The organism is Pseudoxanthomonas sp. 97-1-1, assembly GCF_057773125.1.
The window spans coordinates 419,487-437,191 of the sequence record NZ_JBYMTJ010000004.1; the positions used below are offsets into that span (position 1 = coordinate 419,487).

At 66.6% G+C, this 17,705-nt stretch carries 18 protein-coding genes; 6 read left to right on the forward strand and 12 right to left on the reverse strand.

What is annotated here, in order from left to right; translation table 11 throughout:
- Positions 1 to 2 precede the first annotated feature (2 nt).
- Positions 3 to 386 carry a hypothetical protein gene (locus AC3DET_RS17205; protein ID WP_488392407.1) on the forward strand — a complete coding sequence of 128 codons (384 nt, stop codon included), beginning with the start codon at positions 3 to 5 and terminating at the stop codon, positions 384 to 386.
- Positions 387 to 453: 67 nt separating this feature from the next.
- Here the strand turns inward: AC3DET_RS17205 and AC3DET_RS17210 are convergent, their stop codons facing one another.
- The gene (locus tag AC3DET_RS17210; RefSeq protein ID WP_446539039.1) at positions 454 to 990 is read right to left on the reverse strand and encodes a pseudouridine synthase; all 537 of its coding nucleotides are present in this window, start codon (positions 988 to 990) and stop codon (positions 454 to 456) included.
- 60 nt (positions 991 to 1,050) lie between these two features.
- Positions 1,051 to 1,917 carry a class I SAM-dependent methyltransferase gene (locus AC3DET_RS17215; RefSeq protein ID WP_446539040.1) on the reverse strand — a complete coding sequence of 289 codons (867 nt, stop codon included), beginning with the start codon at positions 1,915 to 1,917 and terminating at the stop codon, positions 1,051 to 1,053.
- A 147-nt stretch (positions 1,918 to 2,064) separates the two neighbouring features.
- On the opposite strand from AC3DET_RS17215, the gene AC3DET_RS17220 reads away from it, so the two are divergent.
- On the forward strand, positions 2,065 to 3,093 hold the full coding sequence (locus AC3DET_RS17220) for an NADP-dependent oxidoreductase (RefSeq protein ID WP_488392408.1): 1,029 nt from the start codon (positions 2,065 to 2,067) through the stop codon (positions 3,091 to 3,093).
- Positions 3,094 to 3,104: 11 nt separating this feature from the next.
- Here AC3DET_RS17220 and AC3DET_RS17225 read toward each other — a convergent pair whose 3' ends face one another.
- The 4 genes from AC3DET_RS17225 to AC3DET_RS17240 all read right to left on the reverse strand — a co-directional run bounded on the left by AC3DET_RS17225 (position 3,105) and on the right by AC3DET_RS17240 (position 9,403).
- Positions 3,105 to 3,980, reverse strand: coding sequence for a hypothetical protein (locus AC3DET_RS17225; protein ID WP_488392409.1), 876 nt, complete (start codon positions 3,978 to 3,980; stop codon positions 3,105 to 3,107).
- 32 nt (positions 3,981 to 4,012) lie between these two features.
- Positions 4,013 to 6,718 carry a bifunctional acetate--CoA ligase family protein/GNAT family N-acetyltransferase gene (locus tag AC3DET_RS17230; RefSeq protein WP_488392410.1) on the reverse strand — a complete coding sequence of 902 codons (2,706 nt, stop codon included), beginning with the start codon at positions 6,716 to 6,718 and terminating at the stop codon, positions 4,013 to 4,015.
- Between the two features lie 67 nt (positions 6,719 to 6,785).
- Positions 6,786 to 8,495 carry a bifunctional isocitrate dehydrogenase kinase/phosphatase gene (gene aceK, locus AC3DET_RS17235; RefSeq protein ID WP_488392411.1) on the reverse strand — a complete coding sequence of 570 codons (1,710 nt, stop codon included), beginning with the start codon at positions 8,493 to 8,495 and terminating at the stop codon, positions 6,786 to 6,788.
- Positions 8,496 to 8,524: 29 nt separating this feature from the next.
- Entirely contained in the window at positions 8,525 to 9,403 is an 879-nt protein-coding gene (locus tag AC3DET_RS17240; protein WP_337732811.1) for a LysR substrate-binding domain-containing protein, read from the reverse strand.
- A gap of 109 nt (positions 9,404 to 9,512) precedes the next feature.
- Between AC3DET_RS17240 and AC3DET_RS17245 the strand changes: the two genes are divergently transcribed.
- Positions 9,513 to 9,740 (forward strand): hypothetical protein, encoded by a 228-nt coding sequence (locus AC3DET_RS17245; protein ID WP_488392412.1) that lies wholly within the window; start codon positions 9,513 to 9,515, stop codon positions 9,738 to 9,740.
- A gap of 141 nt (positions 9,741 to 9,881) precedes the next feature.
- Here the strand turns inward: AC3DET_RS17245 and AC3DET_RS17250 are convergent, their stop codons facing one another.
- From AC3DET_RS17250 to queF, 6 genes are all read right to left on the reverse strand, one after another.
- On the reverse strand, positions 9,882 to 10,229 hold the full coding sequence (locus tag AC3DET_RS17250) for a gamma-glutamylcyclotransferase family protein (RefSeq protein ID WP_488392413.1): 348 nt from the start codon (positions 10,227 to 10,229) through the stop codon (positions 9,882 to 9,884).
- Positions 10,230 to 10,408: 179 nt separating this feature from the next.
- Complete coding sequence (locus AC3DET_RS17255) at positions 10,409 to 12,640, reverse strand: NADP-dependent isocitrate dehydrogenase (RefSeq protein ID WP_488392414.1); 2,232 nt, start codon at positions 12,638 to 12,640, stop codon at positions 10,409 to 10,411.
- 215 nt (positions 12,641 to 12,855) lie between these two features.
- Positions 12,856 to 13,017, reverse strand: a complete 162-nt coding sequence (locus tag AC3DET_RS17260) for a hypothetical protein (protein ID WP_488392415.1) — start codon at positions 13,015 to 13,017, stop codon at positions 12,856 to 12,858.
- Positions 13,018 to 13,176: 159 nt separating this feature from the next.
- Complete coding sequence (locus AC3DET_RS17265; RefSeq protein ID WP_488392416.1) at positions 13,177 to 13,659, reverse strand: hypothetical protein; 483 nt, start codon at positions 13,657 to 13,659, stop codon at positions 13,177 to 13,179.
- A 36-nt stretch (positions 13,660 to 13,695) separates the two neighbouring features.
- Positions 13,696 to 14,001 carry a LysM peptidoglycan-binding domain-containing protein gene (locus AC3DET_RS17270; RefSeq protein WP_488392417.1) on the reverse strand — a complete coding sequence of 102 codons (306 nt, stop codon included), beginning with the start codon at positions 13,999 to 14,001 and terminating at the stop codon, positions 13,696 to 13,698.
- 107 nt (positions 14,002 to 14,108) lie between these two features.
- Positions 14,109 to 14,924, reverse strand: a complete 816-nt coding sequence (gene queF / locus AC3DET_RS17275; protein WP_337732806.1) for an NADPH-dependent 7-cyano-7-deazaguanine reductase QueF — start codon at positions 14,922 to 14,924, stop codon at positions 14,109 to 14,111.
- Between the two features lie 69 nt (positions 14,925 to 14,993).
- Here queF and AC3DET_RS17280 point away from each other — a divergent pair, with 69 nt between their 5' ends.
- The 3 genes from AC3DET_RS17280 (at position 14,994) to AC3DET_RS17290 (ending at position 17,654) form a co-directional block, all read left to right on the forward strand.
- Positions 14,994 to 15,416 (forward strand): protease inhibitor I42 family protein, encoded by a 423-nt coding sequence (locus tag AC3DET_RS17280; protein WP_488392418.1) that lies wholly within the window; start codon positions 14,994 to 14,996, stop codon positions 15,414 to 15,416.
- A gap of 118 nt (positions 15,417 to 15,534) precedes the next feature.
- Positions 15,535 to 16,791, forward strand: coding sequence for a lytic murein transglycosylase (locus tag AC3DET_RS17285; protein ID WP_488392419.1), 1,257 nt, complete (start codon positions 15,535 to 15,537; stop codon positions 16,789 to 16,791).
- Positions 16,788 to 17,654, forward strand: coding sequence for a D-hexose-6-phosphate mutarotase (locus AC3DET_RS17290; RefSeq protein WP_488392420.1), 867 nt, complete (start codon positions 16,788 to 16,790; stop codon positions 17,652 to 17,654). The genes AC3DET_RS17285 and AC3DET_RS17290 overlap by 4 nt, the downstream gene beginning before the upstream one ends.
- The last annotated feature ends 51 nt before the right edge of the window (positions 17,655 to 17,705 follow it).

Below are 17,705 nucleotides of genomic sequence, written 5' to 3' on the forward strand. Positions count from 1 at the left end.
TCATGAGCAAATTGACCACCATCACCGACCGCGCACTCGAACTGGCAAGCCAGGCGGGCACCAGCCTCAGGCACGCCGTGCCCAGTGCAGACAGGCTGCTGCGGACGGGAGCCGCGCTGGGCGTCGCCAGGACCGGCGGCAAGCTCGCGGTGAATTTCGTGCGGCGCAATCCTGCCGTCGCGGTGGCCACCGGCATTGGCGTGGGCCTGCTGGCGCTGGTCGCCTACCGCAAGCGCAAGCGCGACCAGGCCAATGCGCCGATCGAGGGCAAGTCGCGCCGCGTCGAAGCGCGCAAGGTCAACGGGGCTGGCAAGACCTCCACGGCGCGCAAGACCGGCACGCCGCGCAAACCCCGGAGCACGGCGTCGCATTCGGCGGAGAGCTGACTGACCCAGCGCGTTCCTGTGTCCGGTCCCGCATCGCTCCCACGGGGCGATGCGGTTCTTCCACGTCCTACACCTCGCGCCACTGGCCGGGCGCCAATCGGTCCAGCCGCACGTCTCCCATCGCCACGCGGACCAACCGCAACGTCGGCACGCCCGCCGCCGCCGTCATGCGGCGAACCTGGCGATTGCGACCTTCGGTGATGGTCACTGCCAGCCATGTGTCCGGTACCGATTTGCGGTAGCGCACGGGCGGATCCCGTGGCCACAAGGCTGGCGCGGGTTCGAGGCGCTCGATCCGCGCGGGCCGCGTGGGGCCATCGTTCAACACCACGCCGTGGCGTAGCGCCTCGAGTTGCCCATCAGTGGGCACCCCTTCCACCTGGACCCAATACGTCTTCGGCTGCTTGTGGCGCGGATCGGTCAGCCGGTTCGCCAGCGTGCCGTCGTCGGTGAGCAGCAGCAGGCCTTCACTGTCGTAGTCCAGTCGCCCTGCGGCATACACGTCGGGCGGCAGGCCGAATTCCGCCAGCGTCCGCCGCGGCGGATCGCTGCGATCGGTGAACTGGCAGAGCACGTTGAATGGTTTGTTGAACGCAATCAGCATGGAAGACCAGGGAACTGCGGCGTCACGCCCATGCGGGACGTGGCGCCGCCAGCGGCGAGATCAGGATTGCGGTTTCACGAACCGCAGCGTCATGCGGTCGCTCTCGCCGATCGCCTGGTACTTCGCGCGGTCCGCTTCCGGATGGTTGTTGGACGGCGGCAGGGTCCACACGCCATTCGGATGGTCCTTGGTGTCCTTCGGGTTCGCGTTCACTTCGCTCTTCGCATCCAGGCGGAAGCCCGCCGCCGCCGCCAGCGCGATGACCTGAGCCTCGCTGACATAGCCGGAGTCGTCGTCCGCCGCCACGTCCTGGTTCGCGCGGTGTTCCACCACGCCCAGCACGCCGCCGGGCTTGAGCACGTCGAAGAAGCCCTTGAACATGCCCTCCGCCTGCTGCGCGCTGCGCCAGTTGTGCACGTTGCGGAAGGTCAGCACGACATCGGCGGAGCCTGCGGTGCCGAATACCGGCGCGGCGGGGTTGTATTTCACCATCGTGGCCTTGTCGAACTGCGCGGGCCCGTCGGTGAACTTCTTCTGCAGGCCGTCCACGCTGCGCTGGTAGTAGTTGCGGCTCTTCTCGGCGACCGAGGCAGGATCGACCACGGCGGCGACATACTGGCCTCCCGCCTTCAGGTAGGGGCCGAGGATTTCCGCGTACCAGCCGCCGCCGGGCGTGATCTCGACCACGGTCTGCGTCGGCGTCACGCCGAAGAACGACAGGGTTTCCTTCGGGTGGCGATGGACGTCGCGCGCTGCATTCTTCGGGTCGCGCCATTCGCCTTTCAGCGCGGCGTCCAGCGCAACCGTATCGGCAGCGGACAGCGACTGCGTCGCATCGGCAGGCTTGGCCGGCGATGCAGCGAACAAGGGTTGCGAGGCAGCCAGCGCCGCCACGAGCGCCAGGGACAGCGGAATGCGAGTCGTCATGCGTGAGCCCTCCAGAAAGGTGCGCGGAGACTAGCACGCGGCATGTTCAGCCGGCATGGCGGCCACCGCAGGCCGTGCACGCTTCATCGCATCCGGACGTGCAGCGGCGAGTAGACTGGCGGGCGTCGGCGGCCATGGAGACAGGATGTGGAAACAGAGAATGCGATCCATACCACCCGCGTCGTGCTGGCCGCACGCCCACAAGGTGAACCGACCCTCGAAGACTTCCGCCTGGAACAAGCGGCGATGCCTGCCCCCGCGGAAGGCGAAGTGCTGCTGCGCAACCGCTATCTGTCGCTTGACCCGTACATGCGCGGGCGCATGAACGCAGGCCGGTCGTATGCGAAACCGATCGAGATCGGCGAGGTCATGGATGGCGGCACGGTGTCGGAAGTGATCGTCTCGCGCCACCCCGACCTGCAGCCCGGCGACATGGTGCTGGCGCACGGCGGTTGGCAGACGCATGCCGTGGCCGATGGCAGGACGCTCAAGCGCAAGCTGGATGCGCGCGTCGCACCGCTGACCACCGCGCTGGGCGTGTATGGCATGCCGGGGTTCACCGCCTATGTCGGCCTGCACGAGATCGGCCAGCCGAAGCCAGGCGAAACCGTGGTGGTCGCCGCGGCCAGCGGACCGGTCGGTGCGACCGTGGGTCAGATCGCGAAGCTGCAGGGCGCCCGTACCGTCGGCATCGCCGGCGGCGAACGCAAGTGCGCCTACCTGCGCGACGAACTCGGTTTCGATGTCGCGCTGGACCATCGCGCGCCGGATTTCGCGGCGCGACTACGCGCGGCATGTCCGGACGGCATCGACGTTTATTTCGAGAATGTCGGTGGTGCGGTGTTCGACGCCGTGTTGCCGCTGCTCAACGACTTCGCCCGCATCCCGGTCTGCGGGCTGGTGGCGCACTACAACGACAAGACGTTGCCGGGCGGCCCCGATCGCATGGCGCTGCTGATGAGCCAGATCCTGACCCGCCACCTGACCGTGCGCGGTTTCATCCAGCACGATTTCATCGCACTGTATCCACAGTTCCTGCGCGAGATGGGCGCATGGCTCGTCGACGGGAAGATCCGCTACCGCGAGGACATCGTGGAAGGGCTGGAAAACGCTCCGCGCGCACTGATAGGCCTGTTGCGCGGCGAGAACTTCGGCAAGGTGGTGGTAAAGCTTTAAGGATCACCCACTCAGCGCTCGATGCCGTTCTCCGCTTCGTACGCCTGCATCGTCGTAATAGTGTCCAGCAGGTACGCGTACCATGCTTTCTCGATGGCCTCGATCGGGCCGATCAAGCGCTCGAAGTCGGACGTCGACGCACCCCGTGCGAGCAGCTGCTTGTAGGCTGCGGCGTACCGGCCGTTCTCGTAGTGGAACAGGAAGTGCGTCAGGCCCCAGTAGTGCAGGTAGTACAGATTGACGTGCTGGTTGATGTCGGGGCCGCTGCTTTCAAGCAGGTCGCGTAGCGGGATGAAGCGGACGGCTCCGACGTCGGCCTCCAGGCTCCCGGTGAGCTTCATGCGCGACAACCACCAGATCGGGTAGGTGTCCGGGTCGCTCCTCCCCGGCGTCAGTACGCCGTTCTCAAGCCAGCTCGCACCCAGATAGCCTGCGACCCCTTCATTGGCCCACGCGGGCAAGCGCCAGCCTGCGACTTCAGTGTTCAGTTGGTGCACGGCCTCGTGCAGCATCCAGTGATGTGGGTTCGCGCTCCCAACGGCGTAGTACGCGTAGCAGGCGGGACGCAGGTAATAAGCTTCTGCCCATGGGCGACTGCGGTTGTTGCGCGCGAACTCGTCCGCGTCGCGATAGAGCACCAGGGTCAAGGGCGTGGTCGACGGCGCCACCTGGTCCGCGAACAGCGACATGTAGGCGGCGTGCAAACTCTCCGCGGCGGAGGCGACTTCTTGGGTCTGTGTAGGCGTCGCGGTGCTGTGCACACGATAGTGGGCGGTCTGCAGCAGCTGGGCGCCCGCGGGGATCAATGCGCGGGGCGCAGACGTGGGTGGGCGCGCAGGTTGCGTGGACGTCCATGCCAGCATGCCGGCGGCCGACGTTGCCAGCATAAAGGAGGCTGCAATGATCGCGGTGCGGCGCTTCACGTAGATGCAGGCACCGGCAGGCTGACATTCATCAGCGTCGGATCGTCGGGATCCAGCTTCACCTGGAAGCCGAGGCTCTCGCACATCGCCAGCATGGTGCGGTTCTCGCGCAGCACCTGGCCTTCGATGAGTTTCAGGCCCTGCCACTGCGCGTACTCGATCATGATCTGCATCAGCTTCCAGCCGATGCCGTGGCCCTTGAGGTCGGAGCGTACGAGGATGCCGTATTCGCCCTTCTCGTAGTTCGCGTCGGCGTGCAGGCGCACCGCGCCGAGCATCTCGTGCGTGTCCGGATGCACCGCGACCAGCGCGATCGAGCGCGCGTAGTCCAGCTGGGTGAGCCGCGCGATGAACTCATGGCTGAAGTGGCGCACCGACTGGAAGAAGCGCAGGCGCAGGTCCTCGTCGGTGACGTGGGTGAAGAATGCGCGGAACATCGCATCGTCTTCGGGCCGCACGGGACGCACCAGCGCCGGCTGGCCATCCGCGAGCAGGATCGTGCGTTCCCACTCCGTGGGATACGGGAAGATCGCGAAGCGCGGATGACCACGGCCCTTGTGCAGCACCCGACCGCGCGCGACCGCGATGCGCGCGTCCACCGCCACCACGCCATCGCGGTCGGCCAGCAGGGGGTTGATGTCCAGTTGCTGGATCTCCGGGATGTCGGCGGCGAGTTGCGCCAGCTTGACCAGCACCAGCGCGACCGCGCGTTCGTCGGCCGCCGGCACGTCGCGGTAGGCCTTCAGCACGCGCGACACGCGGGTGCGCGCGATCAGTTCGTGGGCCAGGCGCAGGTCCAGCGGCGGCAGGGCGACGGCCTGGTCGTTGATCACTTCGACCGCGGTGCCGCCGCGACCGAAGGCGATCACCGGCCCGAACACCGGATCGTCGGCGATGCCGGCAATCAGCTCGCGCGCCTTGGGCCGCAGGACCGTCGGCTGCACCAGCACGCCTTCGATGCGGGCGTCCGGCCGCCGTTCGCGCGCGCGCTGCAGGATGTTGGCGGCCGCTTCGCGCACCGCGTTGGCATGGGGCAGGTTGAGGCGGACGCCATCGACATCGGACTTGTGTGGAATGTCGGGAGAAAGGATCTTCACCGCGACCGTGGTGCCCTCGGCCAGCAACGGCGCGGCGATGCGCGCGGCGTCCTCGGCATCGGCGGCCCGCCACACGGGGGCCATCGGGATGCCATAGGCGGCGAGCAGCCGCGTCGTCGCCAGCGGATCCAGCCAGGTCTGTCCGGCATCGAGTGCAGCATCGACCAGGGCCCGCGCGGTGGCGACGTCCGGACTGAAATCTTCCGGCAGGCTGGGCGGCGTCTCCATCAGCGCGGCCTGCACCTCGCGGTGGCGGACCAGGTGCATGAAGCCGGCGACGGCGTCGGATTCGTTCGGATAGCGCGGCACCTGCGCGGCGTCGAGCACGGCTTCGGCCTGCGGATCGTTGCCCAGCCACACAGTGAAGACCGGCTTGCGCGGCCCCTGCGCCGGGCGCTGCGAAAGCACGCGGGTGACCGCGTCGGCCGCCTCCGAGGACGAGGACAGCACCGTCGGCACGTTGACCGCCAGCAATGCGTCGTTGGCCGGATCGGCGAGCAGGGCTTCGATGGTGGCGGCGTAACGGTCTGCATCGATGTCGGTCAGCAGGTCGACCGGATTGGTGCGCGACCAGCCCACCGGCAGGATGCGATCCAGTGCATCGCGCGTGGCATCGGACAGCGTGGCCAGCGTGCCGCCCTGTTCGTACAGGTGATCGACGGACAGTGCACCGACGCCACCCCCGTTGGTCAGGATGGCGAGCCGCCGGCCCTGGAACGGGCGCACCTGGCCCAGCGTGCGCGCGGCGGCGAACAGTTCGTGCAGGGAGCGCACGCGCAGCAGTCCGGCACGACGGAATGCGGCGCCATAGACCGCGTTGGGGCGTGCCAGGTTCTGCGTGTGCGTGCTGCCGGCCGGCGTGACCTGCGCGCGTCCGCTGTGGCCGGATTTCACCACCACCACCGGCTTGGTGCGTGCGGCGGCGCGTGCGGCCGACATGAACTTGCGTGCGTCGCGGATGGCTTCCACGTACAGCAGGATGGCGCGCGTGCGGTGGTCGGTGGCGAAGTAATCCAGCAGGTCGGCGAAGTCCACGTCCAGCGCATCGCCCAACGACACCACGGCGGAAAAGCCGACCGGCTGGCTCATGCTCCACTCCACCAGGCCGCCGGAGATGGCACCCGACTGCGAAATCAGCGCCAGGTCACCCGCCTTCGGGAAGCGGCTGGCCAGGCTGGCGTTGAGGCGCGCATGCGGGGCGATCACGCCAAGGCAATTCGGACCCAGTACGCGCAGGCCCTTCTCGCGCGTGAGGGCTTCGAGTTGCGCGGCGGGCGAACCCGGGCCGCTGCCCATCGCCGCAGTCAGCACCACCACCGCGCCGGCACCCCTCTCGGCCGCCTCGGCCGCGAGCTGCGGCACGGTCGCGGCAGGCGTGGCGATCACCACCAGGTCCGGTGTCCACGGCAGGTCGCGCAGATGCCGCACGGTCGCAATGCCGTCCATCGGCGTCGGGTGTTTGTTCACCAGCCCGATCTGGCCCTCGAAGCCACCGGCTCGCAGGTTCTCGATCACCGCACGACCGACCGAACGTGGTCGCGACTGGCTGCCGACCACCGCCACGGCGCGTGGCCTGAAGATCGAATCGAGGCGGTAGGTACTCATGGCGGGAAGCCGTTCTCCACGTGGCGACTAGGGTAGCGCGATGCCCGTTGCGGGGGCACGCGTGCCATCACGCGAGCCTCAACGCATCCGGATACGGCGCAGTATCCGGGTAATCACCGGCACCGAGATGCGACTGGAGGTCGCGCCACCATGCCGGGCGGAACAGATCGGCATGCGCCGCCTTCAGCGCCTTCGCCAGCGCATCGGGCAGGCCGAGGAACTGCGGAAACCGCTCGGGGAACACGTCGCCCGCGTCCACGTGGAACCACGGAGCATCCGCCATCTGTTCCTCGTACGTGGTCGGCTGCGGCCAGTCGCGGAACCGGCAGTCCGTGACCAGGCGCAGTTCGTCGTAGTCGTAGAACACCACGCGGCCATGGCGCGACACGCCGAAGTTCTTCAGCAGCATGTCGCCGGGGAAAATGTTGTTGCGGGCCATGTCCTTGATCGCCTGGCCATAGTCGAGTGCGGCGGTGCGCGCCGCATCGGCCTTCTGTTCGCGCAGGTACAGGTTCAGCGGGCGCAGCCGCCGCTGCACGTAGCAGAGGTGGATCACCAGGTCCTCGCCATCCTCGCTGAGGCTCTGGCCGCAGCTTTCGCGCAGCTCGCGCAGCAGCTCCGGTGAAAAGCGCGCGCGCGGAAAGCGCAGGAACCGGAATGCCTGGGTATCCAGCAGACGGCCGACGCGGTCCAGGTGGAAGACCAGGTCGTACTTGTCCTCCACGTCCTGCCGGCTCATCGCCTTGGGATAGGCGAAGCGGTCGCGGATCACCTTGAACACCAGCGGATAGCTCGGCAGCGTGAACACCGCCATCACCATCCCCGGCGTGCCCTCGGCATGCACCAGTCGCTCGTCGGGATGCGCGGCGAAGTGATGGAAGAAGGTGCGGTAGCGCTCGGTCTTGCCCTGCTTGGCGCGACCCAGCACGGTGTAGATCTCGTCGATCGGCTTGCCCGGCAACAGCGAACGCAGGAACACCACCGCATCGCCCACGGTGGTCAGGTCGGCATGGAAGTAGCTGCGCGAGGTGCCGAACAGGTGTGCCACATCGCTGCGATGGGTCAGCACCGCTTCGGCCTTCAGCTGTCCGCCGTCGTTGATCAGGGCGATGACGCAGGGCGAGAACCGGTGTTCGCCGAAGACGCGGCCGACCAGGTAGGCGCGCCGTTCGCGGTAGAACACGGTGTCGAGCAGCTCGATGCCGCGCACCGGATTCGCGCCCCAGTGCGCAAGATCGTCCTGCAGGCGCACGGCAATGGCGGCGGCACAGCGGGTGCGATGCGCGTAAGGCACCTCGAACCCGTAGTCCGCCAGCACGCGCGCGAACGTGTCCGTGGGACGCTGCTCGGATACGGCATAACTGTGGCGCGCGACGGGATGGGTGATCGCGTCGGTCGGCTCCACGTCCAGCGCCACGAACTCGAGTGCGGGATCCACGCCGCGGGTGCGGAAGAAGCGCCGGCTCAGCGTGTTGTAGAACGTCTTGTAGAGCTCCCGGTCGATCTGTCCGGTGATGAGCTGCTCGAACGCCGTGCGCGCCGCGATCCACGATGCGCGGTCGTGTGCCTGGCCCAGCAGCAAGGACTGCAGCCGCAGCGCACATTCGGCGATGCACTGGTCGTACAGTTCGATGCGTTCCACCGCATCGGTGCGCGCACCCGACCAGTCCGCCGTCTCGAAACGGACCTTCGCCCGCCGCGTAATCTCCGCGAAGCGTGCGTGGTAGTCCGCGAATGCATCGTGGATCAGGCGGGCGATGGCGTCGGCATGGACCATGACGCGATGTTAGCCGCCGCGCACTGGAGTCATCGCTCCACCGCGACGCCGGCCTGTTCCAGCAACCATCCGCGCACCGTGCGGAAGCCGGGATGCGCCAGGCTGCGCTCGGGATAGACCAGGTAGTGGGCGAAATCGGCCTGCAGGCGCTTCTTCGTCAGCGTCACCAGCCGGCCTGCCTTCACCAGAGGCTCGGCCAGCGTCCAGCGCGCGAGCGCGACGCCGACGCCCTGCGCGGCGGCCTGGTGCAGGGTTTCGGTATCGTCGAACTGCGCCACGTAGCGCGCGGGCGGCTGCCCGCCGAAGTGCTCGAACCAGTCCTTCCAGCGATTGGCCGGATCACCGAGCAGCGGCAGCTTTGCCATCTGGTCCGGCGCCGGCTTGCCGTGCCGTTTCACCAGCGCCGGGCTGGCCACCGGCGTGATCCATTCGTGGAACAGGAACTCCGCGTGCACGTTCGGCCATCGGCCACCACCCAGGCGCAATGCAAGGTCCACCGGTTCGCGCTCGAAATCGACCACGTGCGTGCTCGACTGCAGGTTGAGGCCCAACTCGGGATGCTCCGCCAGGAACTCCGGCAGGCGTGGCACCAGCCACGCCGTGGCCATCGACGGAATCAGGCTGAGCGTGACCATGTGGTCGTTGCGCAACGTCGCGCGACGCAGTGCGTGCTCGATGGTGTCGAGCGGACCGGAGATGGCGTCGAACAGCCGCTGCCCGTCCGGGGTGAGCTCCACGCCGCGCGGGCCGCGCGCGAGCAGCTTGTGGCCCAGTCGCTGTTCCAGCAGCCGCATGCGATGGCTCAATGCACTGACGGTGAGGTGCATGGCTTCCGCCGCACGCGTCAGGTTGCGCAGGCGGGCAGCGGTGACGAACGCATCCACCTGGTCCAGCGGTAGCCGACTCATCTTGAATCCACCTCAAGTCTGGGTTGCGGAGCTTTCGCTTTTTCAGGACCGATGATGCCTCTACCTTGGTAGTCCTTCAAGCCGGACGCCGGCGCAACGGAGCAAAGCCATGCAATCCGAAATCAGGCAGCAATGGTGGCAGCAGCTGGGAGGCATGAGTCAGGGCATGCTGTTCCTGCAGGGTCATGTCGTCCATTCCATCGCGCCTCTGCAAGCGCAGGAAGACCGCCACCACCACGTGCATGATGCGGCGGGCACGGTCCGGCACCGGCGTGCGCTGGAACGACTCAGCGCGCGTCGGCTGCGCGCAATGACCTCGCTGTCGTTGTTCCGCTGACCAGCGTCAAGGAAAGATCGCCCTGTAGGAGCGACGTAAGTCGCGACCGGAATCCTTCCGTTCTCGCAAACTGTCCGGCGGCCAAGCCGTGCGGTCGCGACTTACGTCGCTCCTACAACGGGCTGCGGGATGCGCTTTGACTCACGCCTTCACGTACGCCCAGGCGTCGCGGCCGGACGCCAGGCGCACTCGCACGCGCCGGTAATCGGCGACCTCGTAGCGGTCGGCGGCCGCGAGTTCTTCGGCACTGATGCGGAAGACGGTGCCGGCGACTGCGTCGGACGGATCGTCGCTGGGGCTGACGATGGGATGGAAGCGTTCGCCGCTGGCCGCCAGCACGTCGGGGTCGGTGATCTCCACGAGCGTCTGCGTGTAGCCGGTCATCGCATCGGGTTCGCCCTCGAGCCGGCGGCCGAACGACGACCGCTGCACGCTCTCCAGCTGCAGCGTGCCGTACGAGAACAGCAGGATGTCACGGGTGTCTTCCATCGTGTCGCAACCGGTCTGTAGGAAGGGCTGACCAGCCCTTCGGCTGTTGAAAACCAGCTCCGACGGCCGATCCAACGTTGTTCCTGTCGGGGCTGACGCCCTCCTACAGTGGAGATCGCAGACTGGAAACACAACGCCCGGCAAAGCCGGGCGTTGGAGGCAGCGGTGACGCCGTGGACTCAGGCCGACAGCGTCGCCAGTGCGTCGTTGAGGGTCTTGCTGGGGCGCATCGCGGCCGCGGTCTTCGCCAGGTCCGGGTGGTAGTAGCCACCGATATCCAGTGCCTTGCCCTGCGCACCGTTCAGTTCGGCAAGGATGGTCGCTTCGTTGTCGGCCAGCAGCGTTGCCAGAGGGGCGAACTTCGCCTTCAGCTCCGCATTCTCGTCCTGGGCGGCCAAGGCCTGCGCCCAGTACAGCGCCAGGTAGAAGTGGCTGCCACGGTTGTCGAGTTCGCCGACCTTGCGCGCGGGCGAGCGGTTCTCGTCGAGGATGCGGCCGTTCGCCACGTCCAGCGCGTTGGCCAGCACCTTGGCCGGCGTGTTGAGGTAGCGCTGGCCCAGGTGTTCCAGCGAGGCCGCCAGCGCGAGGAATTCGCCCAGCGAATCCCAGCGCAGGTAGTCCTCTTCCAGGAACTGCTGCACGTGCTTCGGCGCCGAGCCGCCGGCACCGGTCTCGAACAGGCCGCCACCGGCCATCAGCGGCACGATCGACAGCATCTTCGCGCTGGTGCCCAGTTCCATGATCGGGAACAGGTCGGTCAGGTAGTCGCGCAGCACGTTGCCGGTCACCGAGATGGTGTCCTCGCCCTTGCGGGTACGCTCCAGCGACACCTTCATGGCCTCAACCGGCGGCAGGATGCGGATGTCCAGCGTGTCGATGGTGTAGTCCTTCAGGTACTGCTCCACCTTGGCGATCACCTGCGCGTCGTGCGCGCGGGCCTTGTCCAGCCAGAAGATCGCCGGCGTCTTGCTCAGGCGCGCGCGGCCCACGGCCAGCTTCACCCAGTCCTGGATCGGCGCGTCCTTGGTCTGGCACATGCGCCAGATGTCGCCGGCTTCCACTTTCTGCTCGAACACGACCTTGCCGGCGTCGTCGGTGACGCGCACGGTGCCGTCGGTCGGGATCTGGAAGGTCTTGTCGTGGCTGCCGTATTCCTCGGCCTTCTGCGCCATCAGGCCGACGTTGGGCACGCTGCCCATCGTGGCCGGGTCGAACGCGCCGTTGGCACGGCAGTCGTCGATCACGGCCTGGTAGATGCCGGCGTAGCAGCGGTCGGGGATGACGGCCTTGGTGTCCTGCAGCTTGCCCTCTGCATTCCACATCTTGCCGGAGTCGCGGATCATCGCCGGCATCGAGGCATCGACGATCACGTCGCTCGGCACGTGCAGGTTGGTGATGCCCTTGTCGGAGTTGACCATCGCCACGGCGGCGCTGTCGGCATAGACGGCCTGCAGGTCGGCCTTGATGGCCTCCTGCTGCTCCGCCGGCAGTGCACCCAGGCGGCCGTACAGGTCGCCGATGCCGTTGTTGGCATCGAAACCGATCTGCTCCAGCACGGTGGCATGCTTGGCCAGCGCGGCCTGGTAGAACTCGTTGACGGCCACGCCGAACATGATGGGGTCGGAGACCTTCATCATCGTGGCCTTCAGGTGCAGCGAGAACAGCACGCCCTTCGCCTTGGCATCCGCGATCTCGGCGGCGATGAACGCGGCCAGCGCCTTGCGGCTCATCGAGGCGGCATCGACGATCTCGCCAGCCTTCACCTTCACCTTGTCCTTCAGCACGGTGACCGTGCCGTCGTTGGCGACCAGTTCAATCTTCAGCGCGCCATCCGCAGCCAGCGTGGCGGACTGTTCGCTGCCGAAGAAGTCACCGGATGCCATGTGCGCGACGTGCGATGCCGAATCCTTGCTCCACGCGCCCATGCGGTGCGGATGCTTGCGGGCGAAATTCTTCACCGACAGCGGCGCACGGCGGTCGGAATTGCCTTCGCGCAGCACCGGGTTGACGGCACTGCCCTTGACCTTGTCGTAGCGTGCCTTGGCGTCCTTTTCCTTGTCGTCCTTCGGCTCGTCCGGGTAGTCCGGCAGCGGGTAGCCCTGTGCCTGCAGTTCCTTGATCGCGGCCTTCAGCTGCGGCACCGAGGCGCTGATGTTGGGCAGCTTGATGATGTTGGCTTCCGGCTGCGTGGCCAGCTGGCCCAGCTCGGCCAGGTCGTCGCTGATCTTCTGCGCGTCGCCCAGGTACTCGGGGAACTGCGACAGCAAGCGGCCGGCCAGCGAGATGTCACGGGTTTCCACGGCGATGCCCGCGGGTTTGGTGAATGCCTCGACGATCGGCAGCAGCGACTGGGTGGCGAGGAACGGGGCTTCGTCGGTGAGGGTGTAGATGATGCGGGGCGTATCCGACATGGGGATCAGGACTCTCGACAAGGGGCGATGGGGAAATCAGCACGCCATTGTCGCGTGTCGCCGCACGCAGGGCAAAACGAGGGGGTATGGATGCCCGGGCATGTCCCGGGACAGGGCCCCCAGGGGAGCGGTTACGGTCGGAACCCTCGGGCTGGGCTTGTGGCGAATAGAAGCGGATACAGAGCGATCCATATCCGCCTCAAAACGGCATCTACTTAGCGAAACATGCCGGGCGCCAACATCGAAACCTTCTCGAGAAACGACTTCTCTTCTACGACCTGCACATTGCCCGAGGTAGTAAAGCCACTTTCAACATTTGAGAAGTCTGCCGTACCGCCACAAACCAATGCTGCTTCGCCAGCGTCGAGTTCTTTCATGATGCTCCATTCCTTGATTGAAGTCCCACATCGGGACGTGTCGAACATGACGCAGCATCAGCGCGAGCGCAATTAACTTTTCTCGCAAAAAAAGCGGGCGTGGATCGCTCCACGCCCGAGCTTGCCCCACACATGTGGGAGAGAGACTTGCCTTGCGGATTACTTGACTTCGATTTCCTGGGTCATGCCGACCGGCTGGCCATTCAAGGTCACGTCGACCTTGTACTTGCCGGCGGGCCAAGCGTTGGCGTTCTTGAAAAAGATGTTGGTTGTCCCAGCATCTTCGGCCTTGATGGCTTGGGCCTGCTTGCCTGCCTCCTGGCCATCCTGGAAAGTCAGCTTGGCCTCAACGGTGGCGTCTGCGGGTGTCGAGGCATCGGTCTTCACTGACACAATGATCTCGTCCTTCACGCCGAAAGTGCCAACGGCGGCGACGGATTTATCAGCGGCCTGAGTATTGCCCACAGTGACGCTGGTCGCGCTGACCGGAACGGGCGCAGGCGCAGGTTCAGATGGGGCGGGCGCCGGTTCGACCACGGCCGGCGGGGCGACGACGGGTTCTTCCTTCTTCTTGCAGCCGACCAAGGCAACGGTGCCGATCAGTGCGGCGGCCAGGGCGTAGGAGATGCGGTTCTGCTTCATGGGTTCTCGATCCTTGTGGATGAAGTGGAGAGGCGATCAGGCTTCTGCGGGCTTGGGCGGCAGCTTGATGACCTGCCCGGGGAAAATGCGGTCCGGATCATCGATGGTGTCGCGGTTCGCTTCGAAGATCTGTTTCCACGCGTTGGCGCTGCCAAGATGTTCCTTGGCGATCTTGGAGAGCGTGTCGCCCTTCTCGATGGTGTAGGTCTGCTCGCCGATGAGTTCTTCGGTGCTTTCCACACGGGACGTGACGCCGGAGAAATCCGCCTTTTCCACCAGCTGCTCCGTCGATTCCACTCTCGTGGTGACGCCGGAGAAGTCAGCTTTCTTTTCTGTGCTCATTGCAACCACCCTTCCTGGCGGGCTGTGGGATGAGCAAGACTTGCACGCGCCCTGTTAAGAATCCATAGCGCGAGTGTGAAAACAGCTCTATTGTTACGTGAGTAACTTTACTGTCGTACGTCGCGCTTCATGAGCGGTGCAGCCACGTCGGGCGTCGCCCGCCATGGATTTATGTCCAAACCGCCGCGCCGCGTGTATCGCGCTTCGACGGACAGCGACGAAGGACGGCAGTGCGCCTGCACGTCGTGGAAGATGCGTTCGACGCACTGCTCGTGGAATTCGGCGTGGTCGCGGAAGCTGACCAGGTAGCGCAGCAGCTCGACACGGTCGATGCGTGGGCCGCGATAGCGGATGACCAAGGTCGCCCAATCCGGCTGCCCGGTGACCGGACAGTTCGACTTCAGCAATCCGGACGACAGCACTTCCTCGACCTGTTCTTCCGGATCGGCGGCCAGGAACTCGGCACGCGGTGGGCCGTAGTGGTCGATCTCCACGTCCAGCTCATCGATCGATTCACCCTCGGGTGCTTCCGCCATCGGTGGAAGGCCGAGCACCACGCCCACATCCGCGCCGGCCCGCGCCGACAGGTCCGTGGCGATGCGTTCCAGCACGGCGGCATCGCTGTTGAAGCGCGTGCTGTTGAGGGAGTTGAGGTACAGCTTGAGCGACTTCGACTCGATCAGGCATGGCGAGGTGCACGGGACGGTCAGGGTGGCCGTCGCGACACGGGGCTTGCCCCGGGCGTCCAGCCAACTCAGTTCGTACGCATGCCAGCGGTCATGGCCGACGAAGGGGAGCGCATCGGCGGCGATGCCGATCTCGTCGCGCGCGGCCTGGCGCGGGATCGGGAACAGCAGGGTGGGGTCGTAATGCGCGGGATACGCGACCTCGCGACCCAGCGAGGAATCCTGGGGGGTGCTCATGCGGCCATTCTACGGACGGCGCCTAAAGACCGGGTGTATAAGGGCGGCGTCTCCAGGGAGGACGCGACGATGAAGCGGTTGCCGACGCTATGCCTGTGCACGTTGTTGTCCGCCTGCGCCAGCGGGACGGCCATCGGCAGCGACCCGCCTACGGATGCGCTGCCCGACGACGGCCTGGTCCGCCCGCAAGGCGACGCGCCGGTGACGATGCGCGTGGGCCAGGTGCTGGAGATCGCCCTGACGGCCAATGCCAGTACGGGTTACCAGTGGGAATTCGCTTCCGATGGTTCCCCTGTGCTGGCGAAGACCACGGGGCCGGCCACGCCACCGCCGATGGATACCCAACCGCCGATGCCGGATGCGCCATCCATCGCGCGCTGGTGGTTCCGCGCGGAGAAGCCGGGCGAGGCCACGGTGAGGATGGTCTATCGGCGGTCGTGGGAAACAGTGCCGCCGGTGGAAGTGGTCGAATACCAGGTGGTCGTTCGCTGACGCTTCGATTGCCGCATGCCGGCGGCAACGCAGGTCACGTGCGTCATGAATGACCGGCTTGGCTTCGATGTCTTCGCAAGGCAAAGTGATCGCTCCCCCGAAGGCCAGGGAGGCCGTCATGACCTCGCATGCATCCGTTCTCTGGCTGGCGTTGATGGTCGCAGCCCCCGTGGCAGCGCAGACACCACCGGTCACCCCGCCGGTCGCCGCCGACCCGGCATTCACCGCCTGCATGGCCAGCCTGCGCGGCGTTGCCGAGAAGCAGGGCATCACCACGACCACCTTCGACACCCATGCGCAACAGCTGGCTGCCGACATGAGCGTGCTGGATCTGCTGGATGCGCAGCCGGAGTTCACCACACCGCTGTGGGACTACCTGGCGGCATTGGTCGATGAGCAGCGCGTGGCGGATGGAACAACGATGCTGGCGACGCACCGCGAACTGCTGGAGCGCGTGGCGACTGCCTACGGGGTCGATGCCGCCACCGTCGTCGCCGTGTGGGGCGTGGAGAGCGACTACGGCCGCGTGTTCGGCAAGCGGCCGCTGCTGGTATCGCTGTCCACGCTGTCGTGCTTCGGGCGGCGCCAGGCATTCTTCCGCGGCGAATTCCTGACCACGTTGAAGCTGTTGCAGGCTGGCGACGTGCGCGCCGATGGATTGACCGGCTCGTGGGCGGGCGCGTTCGGGCATACGCAGTTCATGCCCAGCACCTACGAACGCATTGCCGTGGATTTCGATGCCGACGGCCGCCGCAATCTCATCGACAGCATCCCCGACGCCTTGGCCTCGACAGCGAACTACCTGGTGAAGTCCGGCTGGCGCACGGGCGAACCCTGGGGTTACGAAGTGAAGCTGCCCGCCGGCTTCGACCTTGCCCAGGCCGGACGCACGAACCGCAGGCCACTGACCGAGTGGGTGACGCAAGGCATCGCCCGCATCGATGGCCAGCCGTTGCCGGCGGATGATCGCGCCGCGGCCGTGCTGGTGCCGACCGGCATCGGCGGCCCCGCCTTCCTCGTGTTCAAGAACTACGATGCGATCTATTCCTACAACGCCGCGGAGAGCTACGCGCTGGCCATCGTGCTGCTGGCCGACCGCCTGCGTGGCGGCGCGGGGCTGGTCGCCGCGTGGCCGACGGATGATCCCGGCCTCGGACGTCCGGAGCGACGCGCACTGCAGACCTTGTTGCTGGCGCGTGGCCACGCGATCGGAACGGCCGATGGCATGATCGGTACGCAGACCCGACGCGCCATCGTCCTGGAGCAGCAACGTCTCGGTCTGCAGCCTGCAGACGGTCGCGCCGGCGCGAAGATACTCGCCGCCCTGCGGGCGGAAGGGCCGCCCGTAACGCTGCCGGAGTCCGTCATCCCGTGAGTGCACTGCCCGAAGGCGTTACCCGCGAGGTCTGGCAGGGCCTGGATGTGTTGCGGGTGGACACGCCATTCTCCATCGCGCGCCTGAGCCTGTACGGTGGACAGGTCGTGTCGTTCGAGCCGGACGGATTCGACGACCTGCTGTGGGTGTCGCCGATCACCGCGATGCCGCCGAAAGCGATCCGCGGCGGGGTGCCGGTGTGCTGGCCGTACTTCGGACGGCAGGGGCAGCCGGATGACGCACCCCAGCACGGCCATGCACGCATCTCGCGGTGGCCGCTGACCGACGTGCGGCGCGAAGGCGATGGCAGTGTGGTACTCAAGCTCGCCTTGCCGGTGCGCGATGGCGTGCCGCTGGAACTCCAGATGTCGGTGCATGTCGGCCGTGAGCTGCGGCAGAGCATCGATACCCTGCATCGTGGCGACGCACCGTATCGATTGACGCAGGCGCTGCACACCTATTTCCGCGTGGCGGACGCCACCCGGGTCCAGGTCACCGGTCTCGATGGCCTGCGCTACGCGGACAAGTACGACGGCGACACGCACGTGCAATCCGGTGCCTGGTCGCTGCACGACCTGCGCGATCCCGGCCGCAGCGACCGCATCTACGCCGGCACCGGCCACCGCTTCGATCTCCTCGACCCGGTGGCAAGCAGGCGCATCCGCCTGGACACGTTCGGCAGCCGGTCGCTGGTGGTGTGGAATCCGGGTGAAGCCGGCGCACGCGACATCGCCGATCTGCCCGACGATGGTTGGCGGAACTTTGTCTGCCTGGAACCCGCGAATGCCGGCGAGGACGCCATCGAACTGGAGCCCGGGCAGCGCCACCGGCTGAGCCACGTTATCTCGGCAGGCTCGTTGTAGGAGCGACGTGAGTCGCGACCGCGGACCGTCTGCGGCAACTTCTTCTGACGG

Coding starts and splice junctions, on each gene's coding strand:
- AC3DET_RS17210 (WP_446539039.1), bottom strand. CDS start 990: ATGCTGATTGCGTTCAACAAACCATTCAACGTGCTCTGCCAGTTCACC.
- aceK (WP_488392411.1), bottom strand. CDS start 8,495: ATGGTCCATGCCGACGCCATCGCCCGCCTGATCCACGATGCATTCGCG.
- AC3DET_RS17230 (WP_488392410.1), bottom strand. CDS start 6,718: ATGAGTACCTACCGCCTCGATTCGATCTTCAGGCCACGCGCCGTGGCG.
- AC3DET_RS17240 (WP_337732811.1), bottom strand. CDS start 9,403: ATGAGTCGGCTACCGCTGGACCAGGTGGATGCGTTCGTCACCGCTGCC.
- AC3DET_RS17205 (WP_488392407.1), top strand. CDS start 3: ATGAGCAAATTGACCACCATCACCGACCGCGCACTCGAACTGGCAAGC.
- AC3DET_RS17245 (WP_488392412.1), top strand. CDS start 9,513: ATGCAATCCGAAATCAGGCAGCAATGGTGGCAGCAGCTGGGAGGCATG.
- AC3DET_RS17280 (WP_488392418.1), top strand. CDS start 14,994: ATGAAGCGGTTGCCGACGCTATGCCTGTGCACGTTGTTGTCCGCCTGC.
- AC3DET_RS17250 (WP_488392413.1), bottom strand. CDS start 10,229: ATGGAAGACACCCGTGACATCCTGCTGTTCTCGTACGGCACGCTGCAG.
- AC3DET_RS17225 (WP_488392409.1), bottom strand. CDS start 3,980: ATGCTGGCAACGTCGGCCGCCGGCATGCTGGCATGGACGTCCACGCAA.
- queF (WP_337732806.1), bottom strand. CDS start 14,924: ATGAGCACCCCCCAGGATTCCTCGCTGGGTCGCGAGGTCGCGTATCCC.
- AC3DET_RS17260 (WP_488392415.1), bottom strand. CDS start 13,017: ATGAAAGAACTCGACGCTGGCGAAGCAGCATTGGTTTGTGGCGGTACG.
- AC3DET_RS17215 (WP_446539040.1), bottom strand. CDS start 1,917: ATGACGACTCGCATTCCGCTGTCCCTGGCGCTCGTGGCGGCGCTGGCT.
- AC3DET_RS17270 (WP_488392417.1), bottom strand. CDS start 14,001: ATGAGCACAGAAAAGAAAGCTGACTTCTCCGGCGTCACCACGAGAGTG.
- AC3DET_RS17255 (WP_488392414.1), bottom strand. CDS start 12,640: ATGTCGGATACGCCCCGCATCATCTACACCCTCACCGACGAAGCCCCG.
- AC3DET_RS17285 (WP_488392419.1), top strand. CDS start 15,535: ATGACCTCGCATGCATCCGTTCTCTGGCTGGCGTTGATGGTCGCAGCC.
- AC3DET_RS17265 (WP_488392416.1), bottom strand. CDS start 13,659: ATGAAGCAGAACCGCATCTCCTACGCCCTGGCCGCCGCACTGATCGGC.